General features: G+C 37.5%; 16 protein-coding genes. 6 read left to right on the top strand and 10 right to left on the bottom strand.

What is annotated here, in order from left to right; genetic code table 11:
• Positions 1-100: 100 nt before the first annotated feature.
• Positions 101-1,156: a linear amide C-N hydrolase gene (locus tag ABLB96_RS09840; RefSeq protein ID WP_348898182.1), complete on the top strand. Its 1,056-nt coding sequence runs from the start codon at positions 101-103 to the stop codon at positions 1,154-1,156.
• Between the two features lie 61 nt (positions 1,157-1,217).
• Positions 1,218-1,721 (top strand): hypothetical protein, encoded by a 504-nt coding sequence (locus ABLB96_RS09835; protein ID WP_348898184.1) that lies wholly within the window; start codon positions 1,218-1,220, stop codon positions 1,719-1,721.
• 58 nt (positions 1,722-1,779) lie between these two features.
• Here ABLB96_RS09835 and ABLB96_RS09830 read toward each other — a convergent pair whose 3' ends face one another.
• The 5 genes from ABLB96_RS09830 to ABLB96_RS09810 all read right to left on the bottom strand — a co-directional run bounded on the left by ABLB96_RS09830 (position 1,780) and on the right by ABLB96_RS09810 (position 6,093).
• Positions 1,780-2,808 (bottom strand): alpha/beta hydrolase, encoded by a 1,029-nt coding sequence (locus ABLB96_RS09830; RefSeq protein WP_348898181.1) that lies wholly within the window; start codon positions 2,806-2,808, stop codon positions 1,780-1,782.
• The gene (locus tag ABLB96_RS09825) at positions 2,808-3,932 is read right to left on the bottom strand and encodes a YdcF family protein (RefSeq protein WP_348898180.1); all 1,125 of its coding nucleotides are present in this window, start codon (positions 3,930-3,932) and stop codon (positions 2,808-2,810) included. Before ABLB96_RS09825 ends, ABLB96_RS09830 begins: the two co-directional genes overlap by 1 nt.
• A gap of 4 nt (positions 3,933-3,936) precedes the next feature.
• Positions 3,937-4,971, bottom strand: a complete 1,035-nt coding sequence (gene murB / locus ABLB96_RS09820) for a UDP-N-acetylmuramate dehydrogenase (RefSeq protein ID WP_348898179.1) — start codon at positions 4,969-4,971, stop codon at positions 3,937-3,939.
• A gap of 19 nt (positions 4,972-4,990) precedes the next feature.
• Complete coding sequence (locus ABLB96_RS09815; protein ID WP_348898178.1) at positions 4,991-5,494, bottom strand: low molecular weight protein-tyrosine-phosphatase; 504 nt, start codon at positions 5,492-5,494, stop codon at positions 4,991-4,993.
• 371 nt (positions 5,495-5,865) lie between these two features.
• Positions 5,866-6,093, bottom strand: a complete 228-nt coding sequence (locus ABLB96_RS09810; RefSeq protein WP_348898177.1) for a tautomerase family protein — start codon at positions 6,091-6,093, stop codon at positions 5,866-5,868.
• A 62-nt stretch (positions 6,094-6,155) separates the two neighbouring features.
• Here ABLB96_RS09810 and ABLB96_RS09805 point away from each other — a divergent pair, with 62 nt between their 5' ends.
• Entirely contained in the window at positions 6,156-6,629 is a 474-nt protein-coding gene (locus ABLB96_RS09805) for a helix-turn-helix domain-containing protein (protein WP_348898176.1), read from the top strand.
• A gap of 87 nt (positions 6,630-6,716) precedes the next feature.
• Here ABLB96_RS09805 and ABLB96_RS09800 read toward each other — a convergent pair whose 3' ends face one another.
• Together ABLB96_RS09800 and ABLB96_RS09795 are read right to left on the bottom strand one after the other, a co-directional pair.
• Positions 6,717-7,490 (bottom strand): DUF4882 family protein, encoded by a 774-nt coding sequence (locus tag ABLB96_RS09800; protein ID WP_348898175.1) that lies wholly within the window; start codon positions 7,488-7,490, stop codon positions 6,717-6,719.
• A gap of 417 nt (positions 7,491-7,907) precedes the next feature.
• Positions 7,908-8,267 (bottom strand): YcgJ family protein, encoded by a 360-nt coding sequence (locus ABLB96_RS09795; RefSeq protein ID WP_348898174.1) that lies wholly within the window; start codon positions 8,265-8,267, stop codon positions 7,908-7,910.
• 302 nt (positions 8,268-8,569) lie between these two features.
• Here ABLB96_RS09795 and ABLB96_RS09790 point away from each other — a divergent pair, with 302 nt between their 5' ends.
• Positions 8,570-9,727, top strand: coding sequence for an iron-containing alcohol dehydrogenase (locus tag ABLB96_RS09790; RefSeq protein WP_348898173.1), 1,158 nt, complete (start codon positions 8,570-8,572; stop codon positions 9,725-9,727).
• A complete protein-coding gene (locus ABLB96_RS09785) occupies positions 9,727-10,161 on the top strand; it encodes a thioesterase family protein (RefSeq protein ID WP_348898172.1) in 435 nt (144 codons plus the stop codon). The genes ABLB96_RS09790 and ABLB96_RS09785 overlap by 1 nt, the downstream gene beginning before the upstream one ends.
• Before the next feature lie 48 nt (positions 10,162-10,209).
• Here the strand turns inward: ABLB96_RS09785 and ABLB96_RS09780 are convergent, their stop codons facing one another.
• From ABLB96_RS09780 to amvA, 3 genes are all read right to left on the bottom strand, one after another.
• The gene (locus tag ABLB96_RS09780; protein ID WP_348898171.1) at positions 10,210-12,438 is read right to left on the bottom strand and encodes a phosphocholine-specific phospholipase C; all 2,229 of its coding nucleotides are present in this window, start codon (positions 12,436-12,438) and stop codon (positions 10,210-10,212) included.
• Positions 12,439-12,762: 324 nt separating this feature from the next.
• A complete protein-coding gene (locus ABLB96_RS09775; RefSeq protein WP_369029298.1) occupies positions 12,763-14,922 on the bottom strand; it encodes a DNA polymerase III subunit gamma/tau in 2,160 nt (719 codons plus the stop codon).
• Positions 14,923-15,095: 173 nt separating this feature from the next.
• A complete protein-coding gene (amvA, locus tag ABLB96_RS09770) occupies positions 15,096-16,574 on the bottom strand; it encodes a multidrug efflux MFS transporter AmvA (RefSeq protein ID WP_348898169.1) in 1,479 nt (492 codons plus the stop codon).
• Positions 16,575-16,700: 126 nt separating this feature from the next.
• Here amvA and ABLB96_RS09765 point away from each other — a divergent pair, with 126 nt between their 5' ends.
• Positions 16,701-17,279: a TetR family transcriptional regulator gene (locus ABLB96_RS09765; protein WP_348898168.1), complete on the top strand. Its 579-nt coding sequence runs from the start codon at positions 16,701-16,703 to the stop codon at positions 17,277-17,279.
• Positions 17,280-17,310 lie beyond the last annotated feature (31 nt).

The following is a 17,310-nucleotide window of genomic DNA, read 5'->3' as shown; positions in this document are numbered from 1 at the left end:
AATCTATTTTTCACATAATATAAAAGTATAAATATTGTACAAATTTTTAAATTTACTAAATAAATATTTTTAAAATGATATAACAAGAAGGTGTCCAATCATGTTTAAAAAAGCATTTATTCCATCTTTTATGGCTTTTGCAATAGGTTTAACTAGCTATGCAACCGCATGTACACGCGCTGTATATTTAGGTAATAACCAGCATATTATTACTGCTCGTTCAATGGACTGGAAGGTTGATACAGGTACAAATTTATGGATTTTACCGAGTGGCATTGCTCGTGATGGAAGTGCAGGATCCAACTCAATAAAATGGACGTCTAAATATGGCAGCGTTATTGCAACGGGTTATGAAGTCTCAACGACCGATGGAATGAACGAGGCTGGCTTAGTTGCTAATGTCTTATGGTTAGTCGAGTCCCAATATCCCGATGTTAAAAAATCTAATAAACCGCTACTCAGCATTGCCGCTTGGGCACAATATGTACTTGATAATTTCGCAACTGTTGATGAAGCTGTTAAAGCTCTCGAGAAAGAACCCTATACAATCGTGACAGATAGCGTTCCGGGTGAAACGAGACTAACGACACTACATTTATCTATTTCCGACAAAACAGGTGATAGCGCAATTATTGAATATATTGGCGGAAAACAAGTGATTCATCACAGCCGCAGTTATCAAGTTATGACCAACTCTCCTACATTTGATAAACAGCTTGCACTTGCTGAATATTGGAAACAAATTGGTGGTACCGTTATGCTTCCTGGTACAAACCGTGCCTCTGATCGTTTTGCCCGCGCTTCGTTTTATATTAATGCGATTCCAAAAAACGATGATATGAAACAAGCTCAAGCATCTGTATTTAGTGTTATACGCAATGCATCTGTTCCCTATGGATTAAATACACATGAAGAGCCTAATATTTCTTCGACTCGCTGGAGAACTGTTGCAGACCATAAACAGATGCTTTATTTTTTTGAATCAGCTTTATCTCCAAATATATTTTGGGTCGACTTGAAGAAAATAAATTTTAAAGATGGTCAAACACGTAGACTTGATTTAGGCCCTGATCAAAGCCATATCTATGCGGGTGATGCGACCTCAGACTTTAAAATTGCAAAACCATTTACTTTTTTAAGTCCAAAAACTCTTTAAAAAATCAAAGACTGCTGACTACGAAGATAAATACGATTAACTCCACTTTTATAGGAATTAAATTATGAAAAAAACGCTATTTTTATTAGGAGCTTGTTTACTTACAACAGCGTGTAGTACGACCTCTTATCAATCTAATACTCAAACCGCCACAACAGAGTTAAAAACAGCTGGACAGCTCAATTGCTTACCTACAGAACTTTGTCCAAGCTTATTGGTTAAATGGAATGAAAAACAGAAAAATCAAGTTCGTGTCGATGTTCATTTAAGTAGTAGTTATAACTTCTATGATATTAATTCATTAGTATTTGACATTGATGGCAAACAATTTAGTTATAAACCAGCTCAAGCTACTGAGAAAACTAATGTGAGTCGCTTTGTTCCTAAGCACTCGACCACGTACTTTATTATTCCAAGTCAATTCTTACAAGAATTTAAAAATGCTAAAAACATTAACGTTTTAGTTAAAACAGACAAAGGTATCATTGAGCGCAATATGTATACCCCGCAAAAGCAATCATCCGTTTATCAAAACTTTGTACAACTCTATCAAAATGCAAAATAAAGTAGCTTTTATCTAATACCTCGCATCTATCTCCTACTAGAAGATAGATGCATTATTTTTAATAGTAAAAATATTTAGGCTTTGCATGTAAAAAAGCGGGAATTAAACCAGTTAGGGCTGCACGTATATCTGCACGTTCATTAATTAATTGATGGGAGCCTTCTTCCAACATTAATAAAGTTTGAAGTCTAAATTTACGACGAATGAACTCAATGTTATAACGCCAGTCTACCGTTTGATCGAGTGCACCCTGCGCTAACCAAACAGGAATACGACAAGGTGGTCGTTCTTCCATTTCCTGCATCCATTTTGACATTGCCAAAATCCAGTCCATGCCCATCATACGTGGCTGTAATGGATCTTTTAAACGAATAAATCGTAAAAATTCAGGATTATGGTTATTACGTCTAAAATGTCGAGGAACCTGACGTTTAATACGGCGAATAATGCCTAGCCCTACCGGATTATGCCACCATGCTGTTTTAGCTGGTCGAATTAAAGGTGAAAGCAGCAAAACTCTATCAACAATCGGATCTTGTCTTTTTTCTGCATATTCAAGCAAGTGATGCATCCAAATTGCTCCACCCGTACTCTGCCCTATACCGACCCACGGCTTAGGTAATTGATCTGCATGTTTTACATACTGATAAACTGCCATTAAAACTTGCTGATAGTGATCAAAATTTTGAATGCTTGCTGGTGAACCGTTACTTAAACCATGGCCCGGCAAATCATAGGTAATCACACTAAAGCCCTGCTCAAGGATTTCCCGAATGATTGGCTGATAAATTCCACTATGTTCCAGATAACCATGCAATAAACATACGGTTCCTTGTATTTTGTCTAGTTTAGGTTTAAAAACTTGCACATGTAGACGAAATAAAGGCATTTGAACATAGCCTTGCCAATGATCACAGTCGAGTAAATGCAAACCATATAATTTACGATATGCCAAAAGTTCACGAGAAGGCTCTTCTAATGTATTTAAATTGAGCGGACTTAAAACTTGCGGAGTGAGATCACGGTTAGGAACCGGTAAATCTAATTGTTTTAATGCGGCAGGATTGAGAAATGGAATCTCAGACATTAAGGCACCTCTCGACAATCACTTGAACCAAATAGCATGTCACGAATTGTCGCAAGTAATTCATAATTTGCACGACGACTATGATCGTAGTTTTGTATACTCGGTTGCCAACGTGTAAGCGGTGTTGGCATTGGAGCAATAACTGGAATCGTCTCTATACCATTCAACGCAAATAGGCGACGCGTGCGCGGCATATGGTATTCATCTGTGACCAACATCACTGTAGGTGCGCCCCCTTTCTTTTGAAGTAATAATGAACTGAAGCGAGTATTTTCACAGGTATTCATACTACGATTTTCTAATAGTTTTGCATCTACACCACGCACTTTTAACCATGCTTGCATATAAGGTGCTTCCACACCACTCAGCACAATAGGTAGATGATTTTGCTTTTCAACTTCTAAGGTTTTTTCTAGTCTTAAACGTGTATAACTATTAACTACTATATCTTTGCCATTTTTATCTAAAGTTAAACCACCACCTAACACTACAATTGCATAAGGTTCCGATAACTTTTTAGGCTGCGTCGGCAAAGGATTTTTACGAACATACTCAATTTTTTGTTCAGGCTCACTCGCAGCATTTTGGTGTTCTGGCACGATAGGTTTTCTTGCTAAAAACTCTGTATATTGTTCTGTCAGAGCTTTATTTTCAGAACTATTAATAAAAAGCGCCTCATCAATAGGACCACTTGCTTCATCAGCAGCATCAATTTCTGAATTTTTAGCAACCAAAGGAACACTGACAGCTGCCGTTTCATCTTCTAGCTCTTCTTCCTTTTCTTGTAGAAGAATAATTTGCTGCAAAGCCTTATAGTTTTCTTGTATATAACCTAAATCAGCTGTCTTTTTTTCACGTAAAGCATCTTCTGTCAGCTTTAAATAAGCCTGATGAGCAATCCATAGATTTGAACCAGGCTCTAAATTATCATGTTCACTTAATGCGGCTTTCCGTTGGCTTTCTGCAGCCACTTCATTTACATCTACTGGAACAAAATAGTTAAGCCCAGCTACAATAAGTTTTGAATAAAATGGCGAATATAAAAAAACAACGAAACAGCCCAATAGTACAAATAGCAGAGTAACTACTTGTACAAAACGTACCATTAAGTGTACTTTTGGCATAAAACTATTCCGTATGATTTTCAATTAAACCTAAACTGTTATAAAGAACAGGCTCTGGTTCTAACATAACATGGAAACGCTGATCAACATCATGTTGTACAGCCTGATAAGTTTTCTTTACATCAGCAAGAGTTGCATTGGCATAATTCACCAAAACCAACGCTTGTTTGTGGAACATCCCCACTACACCCAACTGTTTTCCTTTCCAGCCCGCCTGATCAATTAACCAACCCGCTGCAATTTTAACGTTACCGTTAGCTTGAGGATAATGTGGAATTGTTGAAAATTGTGTGATTAAACGTTCAAATTCTTGAGCATTTACAATTGGATTTTTAAAGAAACTTCCAACATTCGGATATTCTTTGGGATCCGGCAATTTACTTTGACGAATATGGATAACTTGATTTTGTAAATTTTCGGCAGTTAGATTGTCTCCAACTGCTTGCTTTAAATCACCATAATTCAGTTTTAAATGAGGTTGTTTGAGTAATTTAAAGGTGACATGCGTAATGATGTAGCGCGCAGGATCATCTTTAAAAATACTATGGCGATAAGCAAAATGGCAATCAGAGGCCCAAATAGCTTGTGTCTGTTCCAGTTTTCGGTCATAGACTTCTACTGACTCAATAAATTCACCGACTTCAACACCATAAGCACCGATGTTCTGTACAGGTGAAGCACCAACTAAACCTGGAATAAGGGCTAAATTCTGTAAACCAAACCAGTTCTGCTGTGTACTATATAAAACAAAATCGTGCCAAATCTGTCCTGCACCAACTTTAACTCGAACAAAATCCTGATCTTCAGATAAAACTTCTATACCTTGAATATCAAGATGAATCACGAGCGCATTAATCTGTTGTGGCAGCAACATATTACTACCCCCAGATAATACAAGTACATTTAGCTCATGCGCTTTAGCAAAATCTAAAGCTTCTTTAATATCTTCAACAGAAGTGATCTTAGTATAATGAGAAGCTGTTACATCTAAACTCAACGTATTGAATGGCTTAAGCTGTACTTGATTTTGAATTTGCATTGTATTGATAAACCTATTCTTAAACATTCAATTGTTTTTTTAAGACATTAATCCATGCCAGAGTACTTGATTCACATTGGTCAAGTACTCGCTCGAAGCCATCATCACCACCATAGTAAGGATCAGGCAGAGCTTGTTTTGGATACTGAGGATCATGTTCACTCATTAATGCTACTTTGGCTCGAATTTGATGGCTACCAAACTGAAAGATAGCGCTTTGTAACAAATCATGAATATCTTCAAAGTTCTGATGATCCATAGCCAAAATCAAGTCAAAATCTAAAAAGTCTTGAGTTGAAAGTTGTCTGGCACGTAAAGATGATAAGTCATAGCCTCTTTTTTTAGCATGCAACTGGCTACGCTGATCAGGTGCTTTATTTGGATGATAATTGCTTGTTCCAGCTGAATCGACAATGACATTGAGTTGATGTTTATCACAATAATGTCTGAAAACAACTTCAGCCGTGGGAGAACGGCAGATATTTCCTAAACAGACACATAACACCTTATACTGCATTTCCATTAGAAATTTATTCCAACCACTTGAATTACATATAAATAAGTATTTTGCACGCAAAAATCTTGCAAAACCCTGACTAAACTATCAATGATTGTCAGGTTTGAATTGACCATTGTGACAAGTTGCATTTTGTCAAAACTCACCTGGCTTGAAAAGGAAAATAATGTTTATCAATAGATTAAAAGTTGATAAATCAGGCGATAAAGGTAAAGTGACTAACATTATCATTTGATCAGTAATTAAATAGTGTCATTTCAGGAATGATAATTGAATTACAACATGTAATGATTCGGAAAAAAGAAACCTTTGCTTAAATATTTTAATTAAAACTATACTCAATTATAAAAGCCCTAATTGGTAGGGCTTTAAGTCAATCATTTAGCTGAAGTCATAAACTCAATCATTTCCTTCGTTGGCCTTAAGCTGCCTAATTGCCACTGCTCAGGTGGATATTCATCAATTCGAATCCAGACATGCTCTTGAAAAGCAGGATTCCCCTTTCCTTCTATTTCTACAAATAAATCTGTTATTCGTTTGAAAATCTCAGCTTTACTCTCTTTATCGAGTAAACCTTCTATAGTTTGTATATTTATAAATGGCATAATACTACCTGAATTAACGCTAGGTCTAAATTATAGACTTATACTAGTTGGAGCTCTCACTGATGTCAAATCAAATTATTCCAGATCAAAAGTTTTCAGCAGATGTATGCGGAATCTTCAAAATTACTGAAATATTGAATGATAAATGGACAATTCTATTGTTAAGAGAGGCTTTTTATGGCGTAACGAAATTTAATGATTTTCTAGAAAATACAGGTATATCGAAGCAAATTTTATCTAATCGTCTAAAACACCTCATTCAATTAGAAATATTTGAACTATCAATTTATAAAGAAGTGGGTGTACGAGAGCGCAAAGAATACTTACTTACCAAAAAAGGTAAAAGTCTAAATATTGTTTTGCTTGCCATGCTTGAATCTGGTAGTAATTTTATTGAAGCAGATAAAGATGTCGTGAAAGTTTTTAAGAAGAATTCAGATGATCAACTAAAATTAAAGCTTGTTGATTCATCTAATCAAATCATAGATCTTAATAATCTGGAACTGAAACTCATTCCTCGCAGAAATAAGGAATAATTTGTTCTGTTCATCTCACTTTCGTTTAACTGTAAAAAAGCCACTCGAAAGTGGCTGATGAGAATTTTTTTAAATTTAACAGACTTTTTACAAAGCTACTCCACAAATATCTTTAGTACCAGTCGGATAAGTTTGTGTAATTTTTGATTGATCAAGTAGAAACTCAATCGAAACATCTTTATTTACATCAGTTACGGCTAAATCATAAAAATTAGAGGTTAATGAAAAATATAAGTTATCTAGTTTGGATGGGAAAGTAGCAAAATAACCTTTGTTAACCCCATTAAAAACTAAACCAACTTGATTAGAATTCTGATTAATATAGATACCGATTTTTTGATAACCATCAGAAGTAACTTCCGGAGCTAAGTTAAAAAGATCAGAAACTACCGCGCTATCATTTGATGTAGTTTTAATATAAAAGTTATTAACCGTAGGCCCATGTTGGTACGCAACTAAAAAATTCACAGCCTTACCATTCTGCATAATACCTGCTGCAAGAGTTGGGAAAATATTTACATAACCAGTATTGCCTAGTGTAGGAACTTTAATTTTATATTCAAAAGCTATAATTCCTGTTGTGGGTATAATTTTGTCACCACGTGTATAAAGCGAAGCCTGAGAATCATTTGCGGCTAATACTCTTGTAAGATAGTCCTGACTATAAGCCGCATAAATTGGACTTTGTTGAGATGTCTTATAAGAAAACTTATTTCCTGTAATATTTGGAAACTTCTGAATAGAAGTATTACCTAAAGATTGTAATTGAGTTAGCGTTGCATCAAAGTTATAAGTACATTCTGCAAAAGTACTCCCTATTCCACCAAAGCTCATTATTGTCGCTAGAATTATCTTTTTCACATCATTATCCTGTTTTTATTTTGAACACTTAGTATAAACAAGTATCTAAATATTTTTATTAAATCCGATAAGTGACAGACATCAGGTAGTTAACTATTTTGAATAAAATCTCTGTTTATCTAATTAATTCGATAATCGTTTTGCCTTACTATCCACTATAATGATTAAGGATTTGGCAGGCTAGGAGTCTACTGCAATTAAAACAAATGTTATAGTCATTATAATTGCAAACCCATAAATTTTTTAAATGCCAGTAATACAACTTATCAAACTAGTTTTTATTGATATATTCAGAAAACCTAAGTAAAAACTTATTTTTCAGAGCTTAGATAGTTTTTAATTAGTAATCTATTTATCTCATATTACCTACTTAAAAGCCCAAATATTATGGGCTTTTAAGTAGAATTAGGACAAAAATCATTTATTTTTAAAAAGTTTATCAGTCATGGTTCTATCAATTTTGCTACGATGACCATTCTCAAAGTATCGATCAACATGGCATAGTTTCGTTTTAGTATCGCAGAACACACCATTTGAAAGCGTAAATGCAGAAGTATCAAAATCACCTTGAGAGAAGGCCTTGTTCGCTTTATAAGTACCTAAGTATTTAGCGGTCAGTTTTTTAGAGACACCTTTTTTGTCAGCACAAATATACTTGTCACAAATTATGCCCTTTTGAGGTGAATATACGCCAGAGTTGGTTTTCGCCATTGCTGTGGAACTAAGCATAAAGCAAGTACATCCAATAACACTCAGTAAAGTTTTAGAAATTTTCATTTTTTAAAACCGAATAAAATTATAAATTGTTAAGGCATTATATAAATTAGTACGCCGCTCGAAAATCTACACAAGCCTATAAATAACAAAAAGCCCACCTTACAAGGGAGGTTTAAATTACTTACGCTATTCTGGTCTACTACCCTACTCCGACCACAAAAAAATAGTGCTTATCTCATACAACACTCAACATAATCACGCCAGAACTACTTTATTTTAAGGTGTCTTATGCTAAGTTATTTGAAGATTGAATCTTATAGAACCGTTCAACAATAATGTTCAAGAATAAGGAAATAATGTATATGAGCCATTTTCAATTTCAAACCGTTCCAAATATCATCTCTGGCTTAGGCTCTATACAAGAATTACAAAATGTTTTGTCATCAAAAGCTTACCGTAAATTATTATTGGTCACCGATGCAGGCATGATCAAAAATCAATTACACCGCCCTATCCTTCAAATTTTAGATAGCCTCAATATTGAATATGTCGTTTATGCAGATGTTCAGGCTGATCCACCAGAACAAGTCGTTTTAGATGCAGCCAACTATGCAAAACAGCAAAATGTAGATGCGATTATTGGTTTTGGTGGTGGAAGTTCTTTAGATGTGGCAAAAGTAATCGCGCTGCTCGCACACCCCAACCAAACTCAAAGTTTGCAAGAGATGTATGGTGTAAACCAAGTAACAACCTCTCGCCTTCCACTTATTTTAATTCCAACGACAGCAGGCACAGGCTCAGAAGTAACACCTATATCAATTGTGACTACCGGCGAGACTACAAAAATGGGGATTGTCTCGCCAGTTCTTTACGCTGACATAGCAATTCTTGATGCTACCTTTACTCAAAACCTTCCAGCCCACATTACTGCTGCAACAGGTATTGATGCGATGGTACATGCTATTGAGGCGTATACCTCTAAGCACAAAAAAAATGTTTATACCGATATTTTAGCCAAACATGCTTTGAAGTTACTAAACAAAAACTTACCGAAAGTTCTTAAAAACGGTAATGATTTAGAAGCAAGGCAAAACATGCTGTTCGGTTCAATGCTTGCAGGTCAAGCCTTTGCAAACTCTCCTGTTGCTGCTGTACATGCTTTAGCTTACCCACTGGGCGGTCATTTTCATTTGTCGCATGGTCATACCAATGCTTTAGTGTTGGTTGAAGTATTAAAATTTAATGCACCCGATGCAAAAAAATACTATGCAGAGCTTATGCAATGGCTTGATCCATATAGTAATGGCAGCACCGATGGCTTGTGTGATTTGTTTATTGACCATATGCAAAACCATTTAGATCGTAGTGGTTTGACGTTAAAACTTAGAGATTTGGGCATTGATGAGTCGAGCTTACCTAGACTTGCTCAAGATGCCATGTTGCAAACTCGCTTGCTACAAAATAACCCACGTGACATGACAGAAGCGGCTGCTTTGGCAATTTATCAGGCGATTTATTGATGACTAAACCCGTTTTAAAAACCCGAGATCAATTTAAGTTCTTCTTAGATATTCAAACGCGTTGGGCAGATAACGATATTTATGGTCATGTGAATAATGTGACTTACTATAGTTACTTCGATACAGCTGCTAATGCTTTACTGATTCAAAAAACAGGTTTTGATATTCATGAAGCAACATCAATTGGCTTAGTGGTTGATTCAGCTTGTAGCTTTTTTCAGGAGCTATCATTTCCTGAAATTATTCAGGTGGGCGTTGCAATTGGTAAAATTGGTACAACTTCAGTACGTTATGAATTGGCAATCTTTAAACAAGGTCAAGATCAAGCCTCAGCTCAAGGACATTTTGTGCATGTGTTTGTTGATCGCGAAACGCGTAAGACTGTACCTATTTCTGAGACAGTTCGTGAAGTTTTAGAGAAATTTTTATTATAAAAAATGAGGCAAAAAGAAAATAATTTGTTCTTTTTGCCTCATTCAAACTTAAGTCATTGCAGGATCACTAAAAGAATCTTCCCCTGTTTCGACTCGGCCAGCAAAACGTCGATAATAATATGGATCACTTTGACTCGTGATTTCAAAATCATACCAATGCCCTACGTCAGCCAAAGCCCAATGCTGCTTAACAATTTGTCCGGCTTTTACGGTAAGTTGTAACGGCTCATCTTTTCGGTATGCACAAGGTTTTACCGTCAATATTGTATCCTTGGTTCCTTCATTCATAAGTTCTACATAAACATCGCCATTAGCAATGTCATAACACACTCGAATTTCAGGTTTAACACCATTATCAACAATACGTTGAGTATCCCCCTTAAAATGACGATGGTAGCCATTTGGACCAAGTACCCATAAGTCATAACGACCTAGGTTATCTTTTAAAGCATCCCATTCATCGTCTAAAGTTTTATTCGGCTCGACAATATAACGCTTTGGTATACGGTCTAAGTTAAGCTTGTCATAAACATGAAAAACTGCTGCTTGCGTACCTGTATTAGAGAATATCAATTGCACTTTGCCATCAGCATTACAGCGCGCGCTGGTGTGCAACTCGTAAGGTAGCGCACGTGACAGACGTATGCCACTTTGCTGAATTGGTAATTTAATATCAGTTGGTACAGGAACAGCAGGCAAAGCTTCTTGATTTACCCTTAGCGCATCTGCCTGCACACGTGTTTGTTTGCCATTAAGCTGTGGTAAAACATCTGCATTTGGGGTTTTAAAGTTAAATGCACTGGTTAAATCACCACATACTGCACGGCGGTATGGACTAATATTTGGCTCTTTCACACCAAAACGTTTTTCTAAAAACATGAGTACAGACGTATGGTCAAACACTTGTGAATTCACCCAACCACCGCGGCTCCATGGAGAAATAACATATAAAGGAACACGTGGGCCTGGGCCATAAACACGCCCATCTGGCTTAGGCTGAGAATGGCTTCCTTCAGGTGCAGCATGGTCAAAATATTCATCCTGCATATCAGCACTACTTAATGTCGATTTGCCAGCGTATTGACCATTTGCAAGTCGTGATGGTGCAGATGGTGACGGTACGTGGTCAAAGTAACCATCATTTTCATCGAAATTGATAATTAGAGCAGTTTTACTCCAAACCTCTGGTACAGCAGTTAAAGCATCAATAATTTCTTGAATAAACCAAGCTCCTTGAACTGGGCTTGAAGGGTCCGGATGTTCGCAGTAAATTGATGGCGCATTAATCCAAGAGACTTGTGGCAATTTACCCTCACGAATGTCTCGCTTAAAAGCATCGAGGTACTCTTCGGGTTTATTGCCTGGTAAGGTATTTGCAATGCCCTTATAAAGTGGATTTTTGGCATTATCCGTTGCAGCATCATAGGCCTTATATGGTAGCTTTTGTCCTGTATCGGCATAAGGTTTATTGGGTTCACCACCGCTTGCAACAGGATAGCCAGATGCAATGTTCGCCTTTCTAAACGTACGAAATGCCCCGAGCATGTTATCACCCCATTCGTCTGGCATATTTTGATAACAAATCCAGCTTACACCTGCTTCTTCTAAACGCTCAGCATAAGTCTTCCATGTATAACCACGATCTGCCGTGGCAGGGTTACCATCAATCCAATCCCACTCATTGTTTACAAATGAACGCTTGGTTGGTGTTGCCCCATTAGTACCAGTTAAATGAAAAGATCGGTTTGCGTCGGTTCCTGTATGCATAGAACAATGGTAGGCATCACAAATCGTAAAGGCATTTGCAAGCGCAAACTGATATGGAATTTCTTTTTCTTTAAAATAACCCATAGATATGTCGGTCTTATAAGTTGGCCAATTCGCCATACGGCCATTGTCCCAAGCCAACTGACTGTCATTCCACGTATGCGGTGTACCATTTGCACGCTGTGCATTATTGGCTGTACCATCTAAATGAAACGGCGTTAAAACTTGTCCATTACGTCTAAGCTGCTCCCAGACACGACGGCCATTTGGCATAGGAATTGTAAAACGGTCAGCGAAGCCTCGAACCCCTTTTAACGTACCAAAGTAATGGTCAAAAGATCGATTTTCTTGCATTAAGATAATAACGTGCTCGACATCCTGAATGGTGCCAGTTTTATTATTTGCAGGAATTGCTAAAGCTTTTTGAATACTAGACGGAAAAGCTGCTAATGCCGCAGCACCAAAACCCATATTTAAAGAGTAATTTAAAAATTTACGACGTGTAATCATAATGAGGTTCTTTTTATTATTTAAGTTTAAGGGGCACAGCGCATGACAGGCTTTTTACCTGTTTCTGGTGTATTCGAATTATCATTTGATGAGTCGTTACAACCACTCAGCAGAATCGCACCGATTAATAAAAAATAAGAATATTTAAAAGAAGTTATTCCTGTGCATTGCCTTTTCATGACGATATTAGTCCATTTAAAAACCTAAAATGGCTAACATAGAAAAGTACAATGACAGTGGCGTGACCTGAATATTTCAATCCAGTGAAAAATATGAAAATTCTATTATTCTCACATTTCTCACTAGATTAAAACTTAAGTGAATTTATGGCTTTAATTGAATATTTTGTAGTTCGCCATCAAAAGTATCAATCAGACTTTTAATAACAGGTTGTTGCTGTAATAGCTCTGTCGCTCTATGGAAAGCTTTTTCTTTACGCATGCTTTGCATAACGTACGGTGTAGATGTGTTAACGGCACCATATTCAACCGTAAACTGTGTATCTGCCCATTGTTGCTTTAAAGCATCAATTAGACCTTGCTGTAATTGGGTCAACATATTTTCATATTCTTGAGGAATATGGAAAACCGTGTTACCGCCAATTTCCCCAGTCATCACACCATGCTGCGCAAGTTCTTGGACAGCCGGAGAAAGCTGACTGTTTCTAAACCAGTATTCCCATTTTTCAAGTGTCCACTCACCTTCTAAAACTTGGGGAGAAAGCTTCAAAATATCCTGAGGCATGAGCTGCCCGTTATCAGTTGCATCAGACTCTTTTACAACTGTTGCTGTTTCAACAACCACCTCGGCTTTCACCAATGGTTGCTGCTCAATAACAGGTGCAGAAACCAAATCATGAGTTATAGGCGCATCTTGACCAAGAGAAAATTCAGCACTCGATGATTCAAATAAACCTTGCGGCTCAGCAGTAAATGTTGACTCAGGTTCAGTTTGTTTGGCTTGGGTTTCAGCCTGAACATGTACTGCCTTTTGCTCTGGTACAGGAATGAAATCTTCCTCTAGAACACTAATCGTTTCTTGAACAGGTACTGACTCAAGCCCGATCAACTCATGATGATTTGGATCAAATACCATTAAATCCTGATTAGACTGCGGTTCAGGTTCAGGTTCAGGTTCAGGTTCAGGTTCAGGTTCAGGTTCAGGTTCAGGTTCAGGTTCAGGTTCAGGTTCAGGTTCAGGTTCAGGTTCAGGTTCAGGTTCAGGTTCAGGTTCAGGTTCAGGTTCAGGTTCAACCATAGCGGGTTGGCTAATAACTTCAACTGACTGAACAGTACTTACGGGAGTAATCTCTTGAGCTGGTTGCTGAACTTGTTGATTTAACCCCAACATGGCCTGCCCATTGTGTTGAACAGGCTCTGACACTACAATTTCATTTGGCGATAGAGGACGAAAGGCCAATAAGCGTAAAACGCACATTTCAAAACCTTGCTCTTGTGTCACGGCAAGTTGTAAGTCTGAACGTCCTTTACATGCGATTTGATAATAAAGCTGTAAATCTTGAGCAGAAATCAGCTTAGACAGTTGCATGATTTTGCGATTGATTTCATCGCTATATTTCAAACTCAAATCGGGTAGATATTGTAAAATTGCCAATTCATGCAATGTCGAAATCAACTGATCAAGTACAAGTGAGACATCTAGTGCTTGGTGTCTAAATTGCAATAAAAGCTGGCTTACTTTCTCACGTTGGTTTTGATGAATCGCTAAAATCAAATCATAAATAATCGTACGATCGATCAAGCCAAGCATTTCTTTAACATCTTGGTGATGTACTGAACCCTGTCCGTAAGCAATCGCTTGGTCAGTTAAAGATAATGCATCACGCAATGAACCTTGCGCAGATTCAGCAATTTGCCAAATTGCATCTTGGTCGGCATTAATTTGTTCTTTTTCAAGAATAGCGCCAAGGTGCTTGGTAATTTCATCTACAGCTAAAGGTCGTAAAGTAAATTGCAAACAACGTGAAATAACCGTAATCGGTAGCTTTTGTGGATCAGTTGTTGCGAATAGGAACTTAACGTGTTCTGGTGGTTCTTCTAGTGTTTTTAATAACGCATTAAAAGAATGCGTAGATAACATATGTACTTCATCGATCAGGTAAACTTTAAACCGGCCTTGCGTTGGCGCATACGGCACGTTGTCTAGAAGTTCACGTGTATCTTCTACTTTTGTTCTTGAAGCAGCATCGATTTCAATCAGGTCGATAAAACGACCTTCATTTACCGCCTTACATGTTGCACAAACTTCACATGGTGTGGAGGTCACACCCGTTTCACAATTCAAACACTTGGCTAAAATACGTGCAATTGTAGTTTTACCTACACCACGCGTTCCTGTAAATAAATAAGCATGATGAAGGCGGCCGCGTTCCAATGCACTACTTAATGCACGAGAAACATGGTTTTGCCCCACTAACTCATTGAAATTACGTGGACGGTATTTTCTAGCAAGTACTTGATACATGTATGCTCCTTGTTACAGGCATAAGCATACTTTGTTTTTAAAAGCGTGTGAACGTATAAAGCTCATATCCGTACAGATAAACCGCGAACTACACCCTTTGGCTACACAATCAGTGATTTTAAAGTTTCAGAGAAAAAGTCTTTCTACCGAAACTTTAAATACCGTAAAACATTTTAATTTGTTTTTTTCGGAAAACTGAACCAAACAAACGCAGTTAAAAGGAAGAAACAAATAGCTGAGAGAGTAAGCACCCAACTATGTGCATAGCTAAAAGCTTGCTGTGCAACTGCAATTAATTGCCCTCCTAAAGGTTTTTCAAGGTTAGTTGCTAATTGCATGGTTTCACCAATCGAGATACTCGCTTTTTCAATTAAGTTCGACGGAAGCCCTTCAGGCAAAATAATAGAGCGGCTATAAAACCAAGACAGCATTAATCCAAATATAGCAACGCCCAAACCAGCACCAAGCTCATAAGCCATACCTTCAATCGCACCTGCTGCACTTGCCTTTTGAGGGGGTACAGATGACATAATTGCAGCCGTCGAGGCTAGTAAAGCAATTTCAATGCTAAAGCCTAAAAAGACCATACACGTCCACGCCAAAAAGTGATCGGTCGAGAAGTTAAGCTGAGCAAGTCCCCATAGACTAAATCCACTAATTAAAATACCAACAGTAGATACGAGTCTAAGCCCCCATTTATTTAAACAGATCCCTGCTAAAGGGCCACCTAAACTAATTGCAATCATGAATGGAATGATAAACATGGCTGCCTGTAAAGGAGAAAAACTATGTACAAATTGCAATTCTTGAGATAAAAGCAGCTCAAAGCCCACCAGAGCAATCATGGAAACTACAGCCATAACAATACTGGTCGAAATCACTGGATGTTTAAACAACTCCAAATCAATCATTGGAGTCTTACTTCTTTTTTGGCTTCGAATGAAGTGAATTAATGTGCTTATACCTACCACAAACATGATGACCGTGAGCACCGAAAAGTTATACATAGCCGATTTGATTGAATAGATGAGGCTTAAAATGGCTACAACCAAAATTAAAGCTTGCCCTAAATTAATGGGTTGATCAGTTTTCTCTTGTTGTTTAGGAATGATCATCGCAATCATAACTAAAACTACTAAAATAATCGGGATGTTAATGAGGAATACGGCACCCCAATGGAAATGTTCTAGTACAAAACCACCCACCAATGGACCGAAAGCCGCACCGCCACCACCCACTGTAGACCAAAGGCCAAGTGCAAAATTTCTCTGCTTTTCTTCGGTAAAGGCATTACGAATACCGGATAAAGTAGCTGGAATAAGCATAGCCGCCCCTAACCCTAAAACGGCGCGGGAAGCAATTAGAGCATAGGCAGTTGGAGAAAAAGCAGCAGCTAAAGAACCTACACCAAAAACAGCGGTTCCAATAAATAATAATTTTTTAAAGCCAATACGGTCACCGAGTGCACCCATCGGTAAGATCAAGCCCGCCATAATCAGTGAATAGATATCAATAATCCATAAAAGCTGATTGGCAGTTAAATTTAATGCTTCACTTAAAGTCGGCGTTGCAACATGCATCACCGTTGCATCGATTGTAACTGGTAAATAAATAAGGACAATAATTGTCAGGATTAACCATTTCTTTTGCATAACATTCTTCTAATATCCAAAAATTGGACACGCGTTCAAATCATGGTTATTATATACACAATTGGACACTTGTCCAACTTTAGATTTTAATGTAGTTTGTGTCGAATTCAGTCAGGTGAAAGAAACATGGCCTATCTTAATCGCGATCAACGCAGAGAAATGATTTTGCAAGCTGCCATGCAAGTTGCTTTGGCTGAAGGTTTTACAGCCATGACGGTACGTAGAATCGCAACAGAAGCACAAACCTCTACCGGACAAGTTCATCATCATTTTTCTTCGGCATCTCATTTAAAAGCGGAAGCTTTTTTAAAGCTGATGGAACAGTTAGATGAAATTGAACAAACCTTACAAACCGATACCCAATTTCAAAGACTCTTCATCTTGTTAGGTGCAGAAAACATAGACAGACTTCAGCCCTACTTACGATTATGGAATGAAGCAGAGCTCTTGATAGAACAGGATCTCGAAATACAAAAGGCTTATAACCTCGCCATGCAGAATTGGCATGAAACGATTGTGCAAGCGATTGAACGTGGTAAGAAAGAAGGTGAATTTAACAATTTATCTAATTCAACCGATATTGCATGGCGACTCATTGCTTTTGTGTGCGGCCTAGAAGGAATCTATCAACTCGGTTTACAAGGTTTAGCTGAAAATGACTTTAAACGCCATACCGAAGTAATTATTCGCCTAGAATTATTATAAATATAAAAGCTGGCATTGATTAAAACACCAG

Origin of the sequence: Acinetobacter sp. XH1741, from assembly GCF_041021895.1 — a bacterium.
Lineage (GTDB): Bacteria > Pseudomonadota > Gammaproteobacteria > Pseudomonadales > Moraxellaceae > Acinetobacter.
Note: the sequence above shows the minus strand (reverse complement) of the source record. Positions and strands in the feature narration are given on the sequence as shown.